At 38.2% G+C, this 18,419-nt stretch carries 10 protein-coding genes; 8 read left to right on the forward strand and 2 right to left on the reverse strand.

The window, feature by feature from the left end; genetic code table 11:
* Positions 1-69: 69 nt before the first annotated feature.
* Positions 70-906, reverse strand: coding sequence for a helix-turn-helix transcriptional regulator (locus PQ456_RS10805; protein ID WP_273616136.1), 837 nt, complete (start codon positions 904-906; stop codon positions 70-72).
* Positions 907-1,042: 136 nt separating this feature from the next.
* Here PQ456_RS10805 and PQ456_RS10810 point away from each other — a divergent pair, with 136 nt between their 5' ends.
* From PQ456_RS10810 to PQ456_RS10825, 4 genes are all read left to right on the forward strand, one after another.
* Positions 1,043-1,777: an SDR family oxidoreductase gene (locus PQ456_RS10810; RefSeq protein ID WP_273616137.1), complete on the forward strand. Its 735-nt coding sequence runs from the start codon at positions 1,043-1,045 to the stop codon at positions 1,775-1,777.
* Positions 1,778-2,039: 262 nt separating this feature from the next.
* Complete coding sequence (locus tag PQ456_RS10815; RefSeq protein WP_273616138.1) at positions 2,040-4,445, forward strand: EAL domain-containing protein; 2,406 nt, start codon at positions 2,040-2,042, stop codon at positions 4,443-4,445.
* Between the two features lie 194 nt (positions 4,446-4,639).
* Positions 4,640-5,572: a LysR family transcriptional regulator gene (locus tag PQ456_RS10820; protein ID WP_273616139.1), complete on the forward strand. Its 933-nt coding sequence runs from the start codon at positions 4,640-4,642 to the stop codon at positions 5,570-5,572.
* A gap of 23 nt (positions 5,573-5,595) precedes the next feature.
* On the forward strand, positions 5,596-6,723 hold the full coding sequence (locus PQ456_RS10825; protein ID WP_273616140.1) for a 5-methyltetrahydropteroyltriglutamate--homocysteine S-methyltransferase: 1,128 nt from the start codon (positions 5,596-5,598) through the stop codon (positions 6,721-6,723).
* 144 nt (positions 6,724-6,867) lie between these two features.
* On the opposite strand, the gene PQ456_RS10830 is transcribed toward PQ456_RS10825, so the two are convergent.
* A complete protein-coding gene (locus PQ456_RS10830; RefSeq protein ID WP_273616141.1) occupies positions 6,868-7,599 on the reverse strand; it encodes a spermidine synthase in 732 nt (243 codons plus the stop codon).
* A gap of 170 nt (positions 7,600-7,769) precedes the next feature.
* Between PQ456_RS10830 and PQ456_RS10835 the strand changes: the two genes are divergently transcribed.
* The 4 genes from PQ456_RS10835 (at position 7,770) to PQ456_RS10850 (ending at position 18,169) form a co-directional block, all read left to right on the forward strand.
* On the forward strand, positions 7,770-8,009 hold the full coding sequence (locus PQ456_RS10835; RefSeq protein ID WP_273616142.1) for a YkuS family protein: 240 nt from the start codon (positions 7,770-7,772) through the stop codon (positions 8,007-8,009).
* Positions 8,010-8,464: 455 nt separating this feature from the next.
* Positions 8,465-11,725, forward strand: coding sequence for an ACP S-malonyltransferase (gene fabD / locus PQ456_RS10840; RefSeq protein WP_273616143.1), 3,261 nt, complete (start codon positions 8,465-8,467; stop codon positions 11,723-11,725).
* Positions 11,726-11,759: 34 nt separating this feature from the next.
* Entirely contained in the window at positions 11,760-13,001 is a 1,242-nt protein-coding gene (locus PQ456_RS10845; protein ID WP_273616144.1) for an FAD-dependent oxidoreductase, read from the forward strand.
* 20 nt (positions 13,002-13,021) lie between these two features.
* On the forward strand, positions 13,022-18,169 hold the full coding sequence (locus PQ456_RS10850) for an SDR family NAD(P)-dependent oxidoreductase (RefSeq protein ID WP_273616145.1): 5,148 nt from the start codon (positions 13,022-13,024) through the stop codon (positions 18,167-18,169).
* Positions 18,170-18,419: the final 250 nt, after the last annotated feature.

Consider the following 18,419-nt stretch of genomic DNA (forward strand, 5'->3'; position numbering starts at 1 on the left):
AACACATCCTCTACAATTATACAACAACAAAAATAACCGACTATACCATAGATCAGAAGCAGTCTGATACTACTTCTGATCTATAAGTATTGCCAGTTTACGAGCAGTATCAAATTTAGGTAAAGCTATATTAACAAGAATTTGTATATCAGGAGCATCTAAAGATTGAAAAGAAATATGTTCAAATGCAAGTTCTTTGACAAGAGGATGAAGAATAATTTTGCGACCTTCTGGCGCATCTAGTACTTCATGCAATTCCCATAACTCGCGAAAAGGTTCACTTACTTTTTGCAAATTCATCACAAAGTCGGTATACCAGGGATCTTCGATAAAACGAGCATATCTGGCACGAAATTGAGCGACAAGGCGAAGGGCATGTTCTTTCCATTGTGATCCTTTGAGAGCAATAAATTCAGTAGAAGTAAAGGTTCGCCATAGTAGATTCCGATCCTGTTCGTTCAAATAACTATAGTCTCCATATACGACTGAAAAAGCTTTATTCCACGATAGGACATTTAACTTTGGATCAATAGCACAAGCAGGTGCATGACCTAATTGATCTAAAAAACGTTGCACTGTATCGCTAACTTGCAATTGAGGTGGATGTATATAAGGTGGTAATTGGCAATGGGCTAATACAAAAAGATGTTTACGTTCAAATTCGTCTAGTTGTAAGACACGGGCGATACTTTCTAGCACTTGAATAGAGACTTGTATATCGCGTCCCTGTTCCAGATACGTATACCAATCTACACTTACTCCAGCGAGCATAGCCACTTCCGCACGACGCAACCCTGGAGTCCGTCTACGTCCATGTTCCGGTAGTCCAACATGTGCAGGTAATATTCGAGCACGACGATTTTTTAGAAAATCTCCTAATTCTGATTGACGATCCACTTCTAACATAGCGACCTCCTACCAAGCTTATTTATAAATATCTGTCCAGATGAGACAGGGACAATGAATCCTAGGATAAACGCCCATCTATGTCATAGAATTCTTTCATTATACACTATGATCAAGCAAAGGAGAGGATCACAAAATGGATACAATCTTGAATAAAGTAGTATTGATTACGGGAGCAAGTAGTGGAATAGGAGAAGCGACAGCACGTGTATTATGTAGAGCAGGAGCGTCGGTAGTTCTCGGAGCAAGACGAACAGAACGTTTACAAAAGGTAGTCCAAGAATTAAAAGAAGAAGGCGGACAAGCAGAATATTGTACGTTGGATGTTACCAACCTTGAACAGATGCACGAGTTTGTAGCTTTTGCCCAGCAAAAATTCGGACGAGTAGATGTGTTTATCAATAATGCTGGAGTTATGCCATTATCTCCACTTGATAGTTACAAAGTGGAAGAATGGAATCAAATGATTGATGTGAATATTCGCGGTGTTTTACATGGTATTGCTTCAGGATTACCTGTTATGGAAAAGCAACAGACAGGGCATTTTATTAATATCGCTTCTGTAGGGGCTTATCAAGTAAGTCCAACAGCAGCAGTCTATTGCGCTACCAAATTTGCAGTACGAGCCATCACAGAAGGATTGCGCCAAGAATCAAGTGGACATATTCAAGTCACTCTTGTATCTCCAGGTGTCACTGAATCTGAATTAGCTGATCATATATCGGATGAGCAAGCTCGTGCTGAAATGAAAGAATATCGTCGTATTTCGATACCGGCTAGCGCTATTGCCAATGCTATCTTGTATGCGATCGAGCAACCTCAAGAAGTGGATATCAATGAAATCATTATAAGACCAACCGCTACTTCATAAACTAAAGTACACTCATGCACTATTTTAAATTCATAATCTAAAAAAGTTGCCTCTATAATAAGGAGGTGACTTTTTTTAGATTGATCATACAAATCACAAAAATATTATACATAAATTTACTTATTTAGAAAATAAGGATATGAATCATTAAGAATAATCTAAAAGTTATTCGAAGATCACTTTTAACGCTAATCTTTTTGTCTAAATTGTTCGATATTTAAGATATAACGTTATAAGTGACGTTAGGTTGGAGGATACGATTATGTTTATTTTTTTGATTAGTGTAATCAGTTTGTTTGTACCCTTTTTATTTCTTACTACTTTAGCGATCAATGTTATTTTGAGAAATCCCAAACATTCTTTGCATCGATTAACGATGATGGTTATGTTTACATTAGGTTTAATATTTTTAAGCGATTTTCTTATGCATACCTTAGAATTTCAATACGGACAACTTACCTTTACTTTTCTAGGATATAATCTTTCTTTTTTAGCGATGACATTGCTGATTTATTTTTTTGCTAATTTGAGTCACTTGCGTATTCCTAGATATGTGGTTCATATTATGGCTTGTATTCCGTTAATAGGTATTCCTTTACTTAATGTGTATCCGTACCTTTTTAATATTACGATTACTCAAAGTAAATACTGGCGAGTGGAAGATCGTTCACTCTCGTTTGATTTGATGTTTATTGTTATTGCTCTTTATAGTCTAACCACCCTTATTACATTTGTCGCACTTACTTATCGCAAAATGAATGGCTCTTTAATGTATCAGCGTGAGAAGCGCATGATGGGTACCATTATGCGAGGAAGTATTCTAGCCGCATTATGGTTAGTGATCACTTTTGTAATTACTTCGATTTATAAAGAAACCCCCTATTTTCCAATTGCAAGTCTACCGGCTTATTCAGGTGTGATCTTAGCTGTAACATTGCATATTGCCATGCATAAATATAACTTTTTGGCAGCAGCAGAACGCCGCTATAAGCTTTTATTTACATTATCGAGTAGCGGGATTGCTCTGATGAATCGAAATGGAATTGCAGTGGAAGCTAATCCTGCTTTTCGCTTATTGGCGGCTGTCGATGAATCGGAAGGCGAGATTGATATTTTTGCTATGATTCAGCATGAAGATAAACATAATTACCGGGAACGGTTAAAAAAAGCATTTGAGAATCGTACGATATTGCAGAACTCTCAAGTACAAATACGTAATTTAACAGGGATGACCTATATTGTCGAAGTGAATAATGATTTTTTGGAGATTGATGGAGAACTGTATTGTTATCTATTAGTGCGTGATATTACAGCGCAACAATTGAATGAAGCCCAGTTGATCGAATTAGCTTACAATGATCCACTAACAGGACTGTCTAATCGATTTCAATTTAATCGCAAATTATGGATGGCTGTCGATAAAGCAAATGAAGATGGTACTAAAGTGGTTGTGATGCAGATTGATCTGGATCATTTCAAATGGATTAACGATACGATGGGTCATTCTGCTGGAGATATTTTGTTACGACATGTCGCTCAGCTTTTACAAGAATATGTACCTCCTCATGCTGTTGTAGCTCGTATGGGTGGGGATGAGTTCTCTATTATGATTGAACTCGCTTCAGGAGAAGGTGAGCAGTTGGCGATCGATATTGCGAATCAGATTATACATGCTTTTGAACAACAGGTCGTTATCGTAGGCAAATATTATAGAGTTTCTTGTAGTATCGGTATTAGTATTTCTCCTGATGATGGAGAAGATTCGGAAACGTTACTACGTCATGCAGATACAGCGATGTATGTAGCCAAACGTTCCGGTCGCAACCAATATCATATATTTACCAAACAGCTCAAAAGATTAGCTGAAAAGCACCTATTATTGCAACAAGGGTTAGAGAATGCACTAAGTCTTGGAGAGTTCTCTCTTGTGTATCAACCTCAAGTCGATAGTCGTACTCAACAAGTATTTGGAGTAGAAGCGTTGTTACGATGGAGTTCACCTGATCTGGGGATTGTCTCACCTGTCGATTTTATTCCGATTGCAGAACAAAATGGAACGATTCGTCAAATTGGAGAATGGGTGATGAGAGAAGCTGCTTATCAAGCCGCCGCATGGATTCAAGCAGGGCACACAGATTTACAAATATCTGTTAACGTATCGGCTAGTCAATTAAGCGATCCTAACTTTGCTAACAAAGTAGAGGCTATCCTTAAAGAAACCGGATTACCAGCTCATCTGTTATGTCTGGAGTTTACAGAAAGCGAAGCGATTCGAGAAGAAGAACAAATCTTGAAAGTGTGCAAATCGATTGTAGATATGGGCGTCGTGTTGGCTGTCGATGATTTTGGTACAGGATATTCATCATTACGAACAATCACCCGTTTTCCATTCCAATTTATAAAAATCGATCGTTCATTGATCTATGATATCGGAACCAATCCACGAAATGTGGCAGTAGTTCGTTCAGTTATCGAATTAGCTCAGCAATTGAATATGAACGTGATTGCCGAAGGCGCAGAGATGGCAGAGCAAGTAGAAATGTTATCTCAACTAGGCTGTTTTCAAATTCAAGGATATTATTATGGCAAACCAATGAGAGCCAAAGATATCGAACGCAAGTTATATCGTGATTTGGAAGAAAATACGCGTATTGATCAAGCTTTATAACGATAGAAAAGCAGTTCGCCTGTCATGAGGAAGAACTGCTTTTTGTTATATTCTGAAATACATAGATTATCTGATAACCAAAAGTTTTGATTTTTTGGAGTTGAACATATATGCTACGATTAGATTGAAATATAACATCTGAATCAAAGTATCGTATCATTATATTGAAAAAGGATGGATAAGGAGGAATACGGTTGACATTGCAGCAGCTACGGTATGCGATCGAAATTGCGAATTGCGGTTCGATGAATGAAGCAGCCAAACGTCTTTTTATTTCTCAACCGAGCCTTTCCAACGCGATTAAAGAACTTGAAAATGAGTTAGGCATTACTATCTTTGATCGTACCAATCGAGGAATTAGTATTTCTATCGATGGAATGGAGTTTCTCGGTTATGCGCGTCAGATCATTGAGCAGACAGAACTGATCGAAAACCGCTATCATGGTAAAAATCGTACACAAATTCATTTTTCGGTATCTACACAACATTATGCGTTTGTGGTAGATGCGTTTGTCAAATTGATGAAGCAAAGTGATGTGAACGAATACAGTTTTCATTTACGAGAAACACAGACGTATCCGATTATTGAAGATGTGCGCTCTCTGCGTAGTGATATCGGCATTTTGTATATTAATGAACGTAACTTCAAAGTGATGAATAAACTTTTTAGTGATGGTAATCTGAAATTTACCCCTTTGTTTAACACGAGTCCGCATATTCTGATTCATAGCAGACATCCATTAGCTAATCAAGAAACAGTGAAGATGGAGGACTTACTTGGCTTTCCGTATATTACATTTGAACAGGGAGTTAACAATTCATTACACTTTTCTGAAGAAATGCTCAGTATTCGAAGCAACGACAAAAGTATTAAAGTAAGCGACCGCGCTACATTGTCTAATCTATTAATAGGTACAGATGGATATACGATCGGGACAGGTATTCTTGTGTCTGAACTTAATGGACATCAGTTAATCTCGATACCTGTTGAAACCAATGAAACAGTAACGATTGGCTGGATTGCTCATAAAGATCGACAACCTAGTGAAATAACAGCTCAATATATCGAATTACTTAATGATATGATTTCTCAGAACTTACTTGATCTGAACCAGTTCTTATTATGATTACACTTATACAGGAGGATTCTATGCTCAATCCAGTCATCGGTACCAAACGAAACAAGCCTCCTTTTCGCTATGATATTGTTGGAAGCTTTTTAAGACCGGACGATCTGAAAGATGCTCGTCTACAATATGAACAAGGTGAAATGAATGCCGAGCAATTATCGGTTATCGAATATGCAGAAATTGCTCAATTGGTAGATAAGCAAAAAGCTTTGGGATTGCAAGTGATTACAGATGGAGAATTTCATCGTTCCTGGTGGCATCTAGATTTCTTTCTCGGTATTCAAGGTACTCAGAAGATCTATCTCAATCAGGGGACAGGTGGACAGGATAGCAAAACACGCACAGAAAGTTTTCAAATTGTAGATAAAATCTCTTTTGCACATCATCCCATGTTAGCGCACTTTCGTGAATTGCAACAATTAGCAGGAGATCATATTGCTAAAATGACGATTCCTTCGCCAGCGTTATTTCATTTTGTAGAACATTATAACGGCAATGATGTGTATTCTGATCAAGAAGAGTTGTTTGCTGATATTATCAAAGTCTATCAACAAGCGATTCAAGCGTTTTATGATGCAGGTTGTCGTTATTTACAATTAGATGATACTACATGGGGGACACTGTGTAGTGGCAGACATCGGGTGCATTTGCGTAGTCGAGGACTTGATCCAGATCAATTAGCCGAAGACTATGTACGCTTAATCAATGAAAGTATAGCTCATCGTCCAGATGATATGGTGATTGCACTTCATGTATGTCGGGGCAATCTGCGCTCGACATGGTTTGCCGCAGGTGGTTATGAACCGATTGCTGAGACTTTATTTGCTCAGGCACAAGTCGATGCTTTTTTTCTTGAATATGATAATGAACGTTCAGGAGGATTTGAGCCATTACGCTTTATCCAAGATCAATTTGTAGTACTCGGCCTAGTCACGACCAAGCATGGAGGACTTGAAAGTAAAGAAATGCTCAAAACCAGAATAGCTGAAGCCGCTCAGGTAGTAGACCTGAATCAACTCTGTCTAAGCACCCAATGTGGATTTGCTTCGACAGAAGAAGGTAATATGTTAACCGAAGAAGAACAGTGGGATAAGATTCGCTTAGTGATCGAAACAGCTAATGAAGTATGGACACAGCCTAGTTCTTAATTTGAAGGGTAACGGAAGATTGTAGTGAATCTTAGCATGATAAGCTTTACGATCATATCAACATGGCTATCATTAGGATAGAAATAAATAAAAAGGACTTGCTATGATACATTGAGCAGGTCCTTTTTTGATGTGCCTATTACTTTATTCATCTTCAATAATATAACCCTGTCCAAGTGACTTGCTCTCAAAACCAGCCATATGACGACCTTGATAGCGTATAGGTTGATGACCAGCTATAATAATCATATTTTGCGTATCAGATGTTCCTTCAGCCGGAAGAGCAAAACACTCGATACAGATATACACTTCACACAATGTAGTGTATATCGCATTAATGATCCGATCATGATTAGCTTTACCAATCAGATTAATCATCAAATATCCTGTATCATGTAACTTGGTAGCCGTCATTTGAAAAAACGATCTAGAGATTAAATGTTGAGGAGTGCCTTCTGTCGTAAAAGCGTCTAAAATAATATAATCATACTGGTGATCATTTTCAGCCGATAATAATACTCTTCCGTCTCCGATCTGGACATTATCCAGTGTGTAATGAAAATAAGTCTGACTTAGCTCAAGCACCAGCGGATCTATTTCAGCAATGCGAAATGACTTGGTCGGATAGTGACTCGCAATCGTTCCTATGCCATGCCCGATAACAAAGACATCTTGAAACTCTGAATTGTTAAGCTCCATCAGATGAATCATAGCACGCGGATACTCAAATAGAATCCGATCAGGATGCTGAAGATCAATCGCACCTTGTATGTCTTCATTAGCAAATTGAAGAATTCGAAAGCATCCTTTTTCATTATAAAATTCATTAGTTTCATATACAGAAAGTTGATTTTCTTTTTGAAATAATAGTTGCAAGATAGTATGCTCCTTACTGAATTAAGTGATCAATTGTGTGGCGGAAAAAGGATAAATAAACACTCTATAATCATAACAAATTGTGCAATATGGTTCATTATACATATAGTTGGTGAATCATAGAATAGAACAAGCTAACATTAAAAAATACATTTTTGGAGGTTACCATCATGGCTAAAATTGCTGTCGAAAAACCATTTGACGATATTAAAGAAGTATTGGAAGGAAAAGGTCACCAAGTTGATCTTGTAAATAGTGATCAAGAACTTAAAGGATACGATGTTGGTGTAGTTCGTGTCCAAAATGATGGCGATACAGGATTGTATGATTTCCCGATCGTTAGTGTAGAAGGTTCATCTATCGATGAAGTAGTTGCACAAGTAGAACGCTATCTCGAACTATCTAAATAAGCAATCAATAGATTTGATAACCAACTGATCCTTTATACAAAGGGTCAGTTTTTTTGTTCACTTTTGCTGCTTATTGACACGTACAATCGTTTGTCTTATATTGTTAACTAACATACTAAAAATATTATTTTTTCATAATATGCAAATAAATGGATATAGAAAATATCGAATTTTATTTAGGTATTATTAAGTTTACATCAAATGTTAAATCGCTTTAAGTTACCCATTTTACACAAAAAGACATTTACTTAACAGGCAAGTTATTTTATCTTTAATTATAGCGAATCTTTTGATGATATCTAATCGTTGTTTCGGCACGTTACATAAAATCAAAAGAAAATATGTAAAAAATTTCGTAGTGTACATAACAGTAGACGACCTGGGAGAGCTATGCCTTCGAGGGCATTTTTGTCTCAAAATCAAGTCAATCAACCAACATAGACGGGAGGTAGCAGATGAATAAAAAAAACGTACTTATGTTTTCTGGTCAAGGTTCTCAATATTATCAAATGGGAAAAAAGTTATTTGATCAAGATCAGCAGTATCGTCAGATTATGCTTGATTTGGACAAAATAGCGATAGATATGATAGATATTTCTATTGTACATACGATTTACAATAATGAATTTCGGAATAGTCCGCAATTCACACGTACGTTGCTCTCTCATCCCGCTATTTTTATGGTTGAATATGCACTGGCGCAAGTATTAATTACACGCGGTATCCAAGTCGATTATGTGTTAGGCAGTAGCCTGGGTGAATTTGCAGCGGCTACTATTGCAGGTGTATTCGATGCTTCTACCGCTCTTACATGTGTTATTCAGCAAGCAAAATGCTTTGAACAATATAGTTCGTCCGGGTCTATGTTAACTGTGTTATCTTCTGTTGCTATCTATGATCAACTACCACAAATACAATATTGTACACTGGTGTCCGTCAGCTATGATGGGCATTTTGTTATTTCTGGACCTGTAGAGAAATTAGCATCTATTCAGAACTATCTCGGTCAGCAATCGATTGCTTGTCAGTTATTACCTGTATCGTTTGCTTTTCATTCATCTGCGATCGATTCAGCAGAGCCATCTTATTTGGCATTTTTAAAAACGATATCATTTCAAAAGCCGACATTACCTTATTTGTCGTGTATGCAAGGAGGTCTCATTACAGCGATTCAACCCGATCATTTCTGGCAAGTAGCAAGGCAACCTATTTTGTTTCAACAAACTGTTCGACAGATTGAATCTTTAGGGTCACATCTGTATATCGATAGTAGCCCTGGTGGTACATTATCAGCTCTGGTCAAACGCAATCTAGATACTTATTCGTTATCATCTACATCGAGCATACTAGCGCCTGCTGGAGATGAGATGGTGAATATAGAGCGTCTGTGCAATCAAATAAATAGTGATGATGATTCAACACCTTATTCATCTGTGCCGTCTCAACCACAAGGAGGAGAAAAGCTTATGAGAGCATATGTATTTCCAGGGCAGGGTTCACAATTTAAAGGGATGGGCAAAGAATATTTTGCTGAATTTCCAGATTTGGTTGCTCAAGCTGATCAAATCTTGGGTTATTCGATCGAAGAACTTTGTCTGAACGATCCTCAAAAACAAATCGGACATACCGCTTTTACTCAACCTGCATTATATGTTGTAAATGCACTGATGTATTACAGCATGATCAAAAAGAATAATATTCCTGATTACGTGGCTGGACATAGTCTAGGTGAATTTAATGCGTTACTAGCAGCAGAGGTGTTTGATTTTGCAACAGGTCTAAAAATCGTACAATACCGGGGCGCACTTATGGGAGAAGCTAGCGGTGGTGCAATGGCAGCGATTGTCGGATTAGATCAGAGCAATATCGAACGAATTGTCAAAGAGCACAGATTCCATACTATCGATATAGCGAATCTCAATACCCCTTCACAGATTGTGATCTCTGGTCCTAAAGATGATCTGGTACAAGCACAAGCGATATTTGAACAACAGGGGGCTACCAACTATGTAATGCTCAAAGTCAGTGCAGCGTTTCACTCTAGATATATGGCAACTGTACAGCAAAAATTTGCAGCGTATCTGGATCAATTTGATTTCAATATGCCTGCTATTCCTGTTATTTCAAATGTATATGCTAGACCTTATCAATCGAATAATCTGCATGAATGTATGGTTCAACAAATCACTTCGTCAGTACAGTGGACAGATAGTATACGTTATCTGATGGGAAAAGAAGTAAATGAAATTATCCAAGTCGGCCCTGGGAAAGCAGTCACTAATATGGTGGCAGCGATTCAGCGGGATGCCAGCCCATTAATTGTAGAAGAATCTACGGTAGAACAACCGCATAAAGTGAATGTACCAACCGTACATCGTTATGATGCTTCTACACTGGGTTGCAATGAATTTAAAAAGGAATACAATCTTAAATTGGCTTATATTGCAGGGGGAATGTATGGCGGCATAGCGTCTGTATCTATGGTGAGTACATTGGCTAACTACGGTTGCCTTGCTTTTCTAGGAACCGGTGGGTTAACGATGGAACGGATTGAAGCAGACATTATTGCTATCCAGCAAACTCTTCAGCATAGAGAGTCATACGGGGTTAACTTTTTACATAATCAAGTTCAACCAGACATGGAACAACAATTGGTTGAACTTTTGTTAAAACATCAAGTGAATATTATAGAAGCCAAAGGATTTTTAACGATAACACCAGCGCTTGTGTATTACCGCGTATCTGGATTATCGCTCGATTCGAACAGTGAAATAAAAACAGCTCATCGTATTATTGCTAAATGTTCACGTCCAGAGATAGCGACTTTATTTATGAGCCCGCCGCCTCAACATATAGTGGATCAATTGGTACAAAGCAGACATATTACAGCAGAACAAGCTCATTTAGCAAAACAGATCCCGATGGCAGATGATATCTGTGCAGAAGCAGATTCAGGGGGTTATACCGATAGTGCAGTCATGATGACGTTGTTGCCATCGTTGTTAAGCCTTCGAACAGCAATCATGAAGCAGTACTCCTATCGCCGAAAAATAAGAATAGGCGCTGCTGGAGGGATCGGTACACCTGAAGCAGCAGCGGCGGTGTTCGTGATGGGAGCCGACTTTATTTTGACAGGATCGATTAATCAATGCACGGTTGAAGCCGGAACCAGTGCGATGGTCAAAGAATTGCTTCAGCAGATCAATGTTCAGGATACCGAATATGCACCTGCTGGAGAAATGTTCGAATTGGGAGCTAAAGTGCAGGTGCTAAAAAAGGGATTGTATTTCCCAGCACGTGCAAACAAATTGTATGAATTATATCGTCAGTATAATGCCATTGAAGAGATAGATGAGAAGACGAAAACAAGGTTACAAGAACAGTATTTCAAAAAGAGTTTTACCGATATTTATGCTGATGTTAAACAAACGTATAGCTCGCAAGAGATTGAGCGTGCAGAACGTAATCCCAAAGCCAAAATGGCGTTATTATTCAAATGGTATTTCACGTATTCTACCGAATTGGCATTACGTGGTAATCGGGACTCCAAAGTAGATTATCAAGTCTATTGCGGACCGGCATTAGGTGCTTTTAATCAGTGGGTACAAGGTACTCTGCTAGAGCACTGGCAACAAAGACATGTAGACCAAATAGCAGACAAGTTAATGAAAGAGACTGCCGATTTATTAAATCATCGCTTGCTTCATAGCTTTTAACTACAACTTATTCTAGCGCGAAGGAGCCAAATGAATGCAGATAAATACAGATGTATTGATTGTCGGTGGTGGAATAGCAGGTGTCTCATTAGCTCTGGCGATGGGCAAAAAAGGTCATGATGTGACTCTAGTAGAACGGGTAAAACAATTTAAGCCTATCCCTAAAGGAGATTTTCTACAGCCGGTGACGATAGAGTTGTTAAAAGGATTGGATGTTCTTCCGGAAATTCGTAAACACTGCGCGCTAGTCACCAAAGTTCATTATGGAACATTAGGCGGGATACGCTGCTTTTCAGGAGATTACAGTACGATGGATATTCCTATTCAATATGCACTAAATGGAGATCATCATAAAATTCATGAAGGCATATTTAATGCAGCAATCGCGCTTCCTAATGTTCACTTCTATGCTGGAGTCAATGCTCAACAGCTATTATACGATAATGGCAAAGTCATCGGACTTGAAGCAACAACCGATGGAGAACCAATGACTATTCATAGCAAAGTTGTAGTAGGATCAGATGGCATTAAGTCGAAGATTCGAGAACAGTTAGGGCTCAAACACCATTTATATCCTTACGAAGAGAAAAAAGCTAAAATGTTTGCTTTTTCTTTTCATATGGACGAAGATCCACCAGCAGAAGCCAGTTTCTTTTTTGGAAGTGGCGTAAGCTGTGGAGTATTTCCATTGCCTAATAAGCGTACACGTGTATATCTCGCACTTCGTAAAGAGCTGTGGCAGAGTATCAAAGATGATGGGATTGATTCGTTACGCCAATTACTGCTATCGCTTTGTCCGCATCTTCAGCAAGAATTAACACAGATAACAGATTTTAAACAAGTGCAGTCGATTCCGGCATTTTATCTAGATACAGATAAATGGGCAGTAGATGGAGCTGTTCTGTTGGGGGATGCTTGTCATGCATTAAGTCCTGCGCTGGGGCAAGGAATGAATCTGGCGATTCAAGGTGCTATGGAGCTTAGTGAAACGTTGACTACAGCATTATCGACTGAAAATTATTCGGAGTCGATGTTGCGTTCTTATGAAAAGAAAAGACGTAAATATGTAAAATTAATTCAGCAAAATAGCACAGCTCACACGTTCTGCTGGTTTGTTAAAAATAGTTCGTTTATCAAATTACGCAATGCGGCTTTTCGTCGTATGGGTCGTTGTCCTAATCTTCTAGAAGCTCAAATGCTAACAACATCGGGATATAGTGATAAGTCACCATCGTTTTCCTATTTGCTTCGTTTTGCAGGTATTATGAAACCTTAATTTGACGGAGGTGAAGAGTAATGGAATCGAAAAGAGCCGATATCGCTATTGTAGGGATATCTTGTCGCTTTCCCGGTGCGAATGGGTATGAGGAATTTTGGAACAATCTTGAAGCAGGCGTCAATTCTATTCAAGAAATTCCCGCTGATCGTTGGAATATTCAAGACTATTACTCTGCCGATGTACTGGAAGCAGGCAAAACCAATAGTAAATGGTGTGGAGCGATCGATCGTGTGTACGATTTTGATCATCGGTTTTTCAATATTTCGCCACGTGAGGTAAACAATATGGACCCTCAACAGCGATTATTGCTAGAGGAAACATGGCATTGTATTGAAGATTCAGGTATTCCATTATCACTATTGCAACAACAAATCACTTCGGTCTACGCAGGTATTATGTCGGCTGATTATTTACAAGAGATCAGCAGTCTGGATCAGCAAGACATCGATAGTTACGCTTGTCTAGGTACATATGAAAGTCTGTTAACCAATCGAATATCTTATATTTTGAATTTAAAAGGGATAAGTATGCCTATTAATGCAGCTTGTGCTTCATCACTGGTGGCTGTCCATGAAGCCAGACGTGCATTAATTCATGGTGATTGTAATTATGCTATCGCTTCGGCTGTGAATCTAAATCTTCATCCTATGAAATATGTTTCTTTTGCTCAATCTCGAATGCTTAGTTCAGATGGTCAATGCAAAACATTTGATCAACAAGCGAATGGGTATGTGCCTGGCGATGGGGTTGCAGTCCTTTTGTTACAACGACTAGATCAAGCGATAGCAGATGGGAATCATGTCTATGGAGTGATTCGGGGATCGGCTGTGAATCATGTCGGGAAAAGCGTTTCTTTAACTGCTCCCAAAATGGAATCTCAACAACAAGTTATTCAAGCCGCTTATCAATCTGCTGATGTAAAAGCATCGACTATCAATTATATTGAAGCTCATGGTACAGGTACATCGCTAGGTGATCCGATAGAAATCGAAGCTTTAACTCAAACATTTCGTACAGATACTTCAGATAATGGATATTGTCAGATTGGTTCGGTCAAAACCAATATCGGACATCTGGAAAGTGCAGCTGGAATGGCTGGGATCATTAAAGTGTTAATGATGATGAAGCACCAAAAGATACCGGCTTCTCTAAATATCCAAACACTGAATCCGATGATCGATTTTGACTCTACTCCATTTCAAGTCACTACAAAATGTAGTGTATGGGAACGAGTTGCTACAGATCAACCTTTGCGAGCAGGAGTAAGTTCTTTTGGATTTGGCGGTGTTAATTCTCATATTTTGTTGGAAGAATATATACCTGATTCTGCTCATGAGGTTGTAGAATCATCACTCCCTACACCTGTCACTCAATTCATTGTATTATCTGCCAAAACGATTCAAAGTCTTGAGCAATTGATTGACCATTGGAAAAACTGGATCGAGCATATCGAGGAAAAAGAGTATTCATTTCATGATATATGTAGAACACTTTTACATGGGAGAGAATCTTTTTCTTATCGAGTAGGCAGTATCGTATCTTCTATCAGCGATATCAAAAAATGGCTACAAACGGCTGCTTCGCATATTATCAAAGCAGATCAACCGTATTGGAGCTTGGATACAACAGGCTTATCATGGAGAGGTTATGCTGATATTCAATCAAGTTCTATCTACAGTTCTCTGTATAAGCAAAAACAAGAAGAAACGTTGAATATTCTTCGACAGATGACCCAAGATCCTAATCAAACTGAAGGTTATTATCAAGAAGTATGGCTTGATAAGGATATCGAATTATATGCATTTATAAGTGGATATAGTTATGCATGTACGTTAATTGAATTAAGTACATTACCAGAACTCGTGACAGCATTTGGAAAAGGAACATGGATCGGTCTTGCTATTAGTAAGGTTTTACCTATTACAACGATTATGAATCTGTTACTTCATCAAGCAAATCAAGAAGAGATGGTGCTTAATAGACCTTCTATTCCTTTATATACAGGGAATCATGCCTATATCGCACCTCTAGTATGGGATGCTGCATATGTTGAATATCTGTCCAATCAATTATCAGAACTTGCGCAATATGAGCAGATATCACGTATTCAACAAGAACATATCAACAAAGCTAAAATGTTATACGCTCATCAGTATACGTTTAGATCATTGCTAGAAGAATGGAATAAGATCATACAAGAAAAATATAAAATCGATATTATCAAATGGATGATTCAAGATAAACCGATGACTTGTGATTATCCAATCGCTCAGATCAATATGATAATACTGTTAAGTATTGTGTATTCCTTACGCAAATTGAAACAAAAATGGAATCTATCCGAGCAATATACTTTTGATCATAAAGCTTGGCAAGAATGTATAGATTTATTAGATGATGAGATGCTTAGCAAGCAAGACGCATTGGAACTTATTATGCATACTAATCTGGATGCTGAGCGTATAGCCCATTCATTGTCGCAACAACCAAATCAAATCAATAAGCAACATGATTATTCTATACTTTATGCGCATAATCATACGCTTACTGAAATAGATCATCCTTCTGACTGGTTGTCGCACCTGGTGTATACAGAAGATAAGTCATCTGCATTGGGAGAAGAACTATTTGCAGATCACATGATAACTAACAAACAATGTGTTATCCATTTAAACGGTTCTTATACAGAACAGTTATTACAATTGTGGCTACATGGCATTGATATTCGCTGGGATGTATTTTACAAAAATCAATCTTACACCAAAGTGAGCTTACCTTTATATGCCTTTCAACGTACTACATTTCGACTGCAAGCCAATACCAAAACAAAGCAAAAATCGATACAAAATGATATAGCTTCACATCCGATGGTACAACAAAATCAATCGACAACAGATCGTATTGCTTTTCAATCTACATTTACAGGAGAAGAATTCTTTTTGTGGGATCATCTGGTACAAGGGGTTGCTGTGTTACCTGGTGTAGCTTACTTGGAAATGGCTGTTGCAGCCCTTCAAAAAGCGAGCGGGATGTTAACAAAAGTTCAGACTGGCTTTGTCTTGAACCATGTAACATGGACACAACCTATCTATGTTACAGACCAACCAATTGATGTACACATCTATCTGTATTCAGCAAAACAAGAACAATTACGCTATGAGATTGCTGTAAAGCATCAGGATTCTAGTCTTTCTGTATGTGGTCATGGCATAGTTATGCTGAAGAACTATTCAGAATCTCAGCTATCAACTATTGACCCTGAAGAACTTCAGCAGTTATCTACACAACAACAATGGGATGCTACAACTTGCTATCACCAACTGGATCAATGGGGGCTGAATTATGGTGATAGTCATCAAGGTATTGATCATATATGGATAGATAAGCAACAAGCCGTAGCCAAAATAAAGCTGCCAGCGAAGATCGAAACTACGCTATCCGATTATATATTGCATCCGGCGATGCTCGACTCGGCATTACAAGTTGCTATTTTATTTACAATGTCTCAACAGGATACACATTTGAAAGAAAAACCTCAGTTACCTTTTGCTTTGGAAGAGTTAGAGTATATTCAAGCTTGTACGACGACAATGTGGGTATGTATTCGTTGGAGCGAAGGCAGTAGTGTTCAGGACAAAGTGCAAAAGTTAGATATAGATCTTTATAATGATTCAGGGCAACTATGTATACGCATATCAAAATATACAGCTAGAACATTAGAAGGACAATTATTAGAGTCATCCCGAGTACCAGCACTGACTGAATTACCTGAACAGGTAACCATGTTTGCACCGGTATGGGATACCTTATCAGTAGATGAAGTTGTAAGCCTAGATCATACTGCAATACATCAACAAAAAATGCTGGTGATAGGAAGTTCTGATATGCAGTGGATCGCTCTTTCTTCTGATTATCCAAATGCTATACGCTGGGAATGGAAAACAGACCAGAATATTGAGTCTATCTATCAGTCGTTACTTCTTTATGGTCAGATCGATCATATAGTATGGATAGTTTCTGATCTTCCATCAGATGTGACTCATAGTGAAGCGATTATATATGGACAAGAACAAGGTGTAATTCAGCTTTTTCGTCTGATCAAAAGTTTATTTCAACACCATGATGATCGTCATGTATTGGAATGGACGATAGTCACTATGAATACGCAACGGGTATCGCCTTCTGAACAAGTTAAACCTATTCATAGCAGCATTAACGGCTTAATAGGTTCACTGGCTAAAGAAATAAAAAATTGGCATTTTCGTGTAGTTGATCTTGAACAGACAGAGGCGATAGACTGGCAACTTATTTTTTCATTACCACCTCATCCTGATGGTGATGTGATAAGTTATCGTAGATCGCAGTGGCATCAACAGCAACTTATTCCGGTACAGTATACAGCTATTCAACACACTGCTTATCGTAAAAATGGTGTGTATATAGTGATCGGTGGTGCAGGAGGGATCGGCGAAGTATGGAGCGAGTACATGATACGCCATTATCAAGCAAAGATTATTTGGATTGGTAGACGTGATATCAATGAACAGATTGAATCCAGCTTACATCATTTAGCACAGTATGGCACAGCACCTGAATATATCAGTGCAGATGCCGCTGATCCAGACGATCTAGAAAGAGTATATCAAGAAATCATCAAGCGTTATCCTCAGATTAACGGTGTTATCCATGCAGCAATTTCTTTATTAGACAACACACTCATGCAGATGGATGAAGAGCGGTTTCGCGGAGCGTTGACAGCCAAAGTGAATGTGTGTGCCAGTATAGAACACGTATTTCAAAAAACGAATCTTGATTTTGTGCTGTTTTTTTCTTCAATCAATGCATTTGCTAAGCCAGCAGGTCAAAGTAATTATGCAGCAGGCTGTACGTTTAAAGACACATTTGCACAATATCTAGCCACTCGTTGGACATGTGCTGTCAAAGTCATGAATTGGGGATATTGGGGAAGTGTAGGCACAGTAGCATCAAGGAACTATCGTGAACGTATGCTCAAACAGGGAATCGGTTCGATCGAACCTCAAGAAGCGATGCAAGCATTAGAATGGTTGCTTGTTTCTCCATGTCAACAGATAGGGCTAATCAAACAAGTAGATGAACGCAATGTGTATCATATCAATGAAGAAGAACTAATGATTGTACAATGATCAGAAAAGGGAGATCTTTATGTCTGATAATGAACAACTATATGATCAACAGCAACAGTTAGATGAACTAAATCAATGGCTTGTTCAATTATTGTATGTGCAGATGCAAAAGATAGGCTATACAGCAGATATGCCTATAGCGGAGCTATTAGACTTACTTCCTAAAACAAATCAAATGTATATGAAATGGCTACAACAAACGGTAACTGTTTTTAACCAGAATTCGTTTCCTTTGCTACATGCTGATGAA

It is taken from the genome of Paenibacillus kyungheensis (genome assembly GCF_028606985.1).
GTDB lineage: Bacteria > Bacillota > Bacilli > Paenibacillales > Paenibacillaceae > Saccharibacillus > Saccharibacillus kyungheensis.

Excerpts from the sequence above, each read along its gene's own strand:
- PQ456_RS10805 (WP_273616136.1), bottom strand. The coding sequence starts at position 906 with ATGTTAGAAGTGGATCGTCAATCAGAATTAGGAGATTTTCTAAAAAAT.
- PQ456_RS10810 (WP_273616137.1), top strand. The coding sequence starts at position 1,043 with ATGGATACAATCTTGAATAAAGTAGTATTGATTACGGGAGCAAGTAGT.
- PQ456_RS10815 (WP_273616138.1), top strand. The coding sequence starts at position 2,040 with ATGTTTATTTTTTTGATTAGTGTAATCAGTTTGTTTGTACCCTTTTTA.
- PQ456_RS10825 (WP_273616140.1), top strand. The coding sequence starts at position 5,596 with ATGCTCAATCCAGTCATCGGTACCAAACGAAACAAGCCTCCTTTTCGC.
- PQ456_RS10835 (WP_273616142.1), top strand. The coding sequence starts at position 7,770 with ATGGCTAAAATTGCTGTCGAAAAACCATTTGACGATATTAAAGAAGTA.
- fabD (WP_273616143.1), top strand. The coding sequence starts at position 8,465 with ATGAATAAAAAAAACGTACTTATGTTTTCTGGTCAAGGTTCTCAATAT.
- PQ456_RS10845 (WP_273616144.1), top strand. The coding sequence starts at position 11,760 with ATGCAGATAAATACAGATGTATTGATTGTCGGTGGTGGAATAGCAGGT.
- PQ456_RS10850 (WP_273616145.1), top strand. The coding sequence starts at position 13,022 with ATGGAATCGAAAAGAGCCGATATCGCTATTGTAGGGATATCTTGTCGC.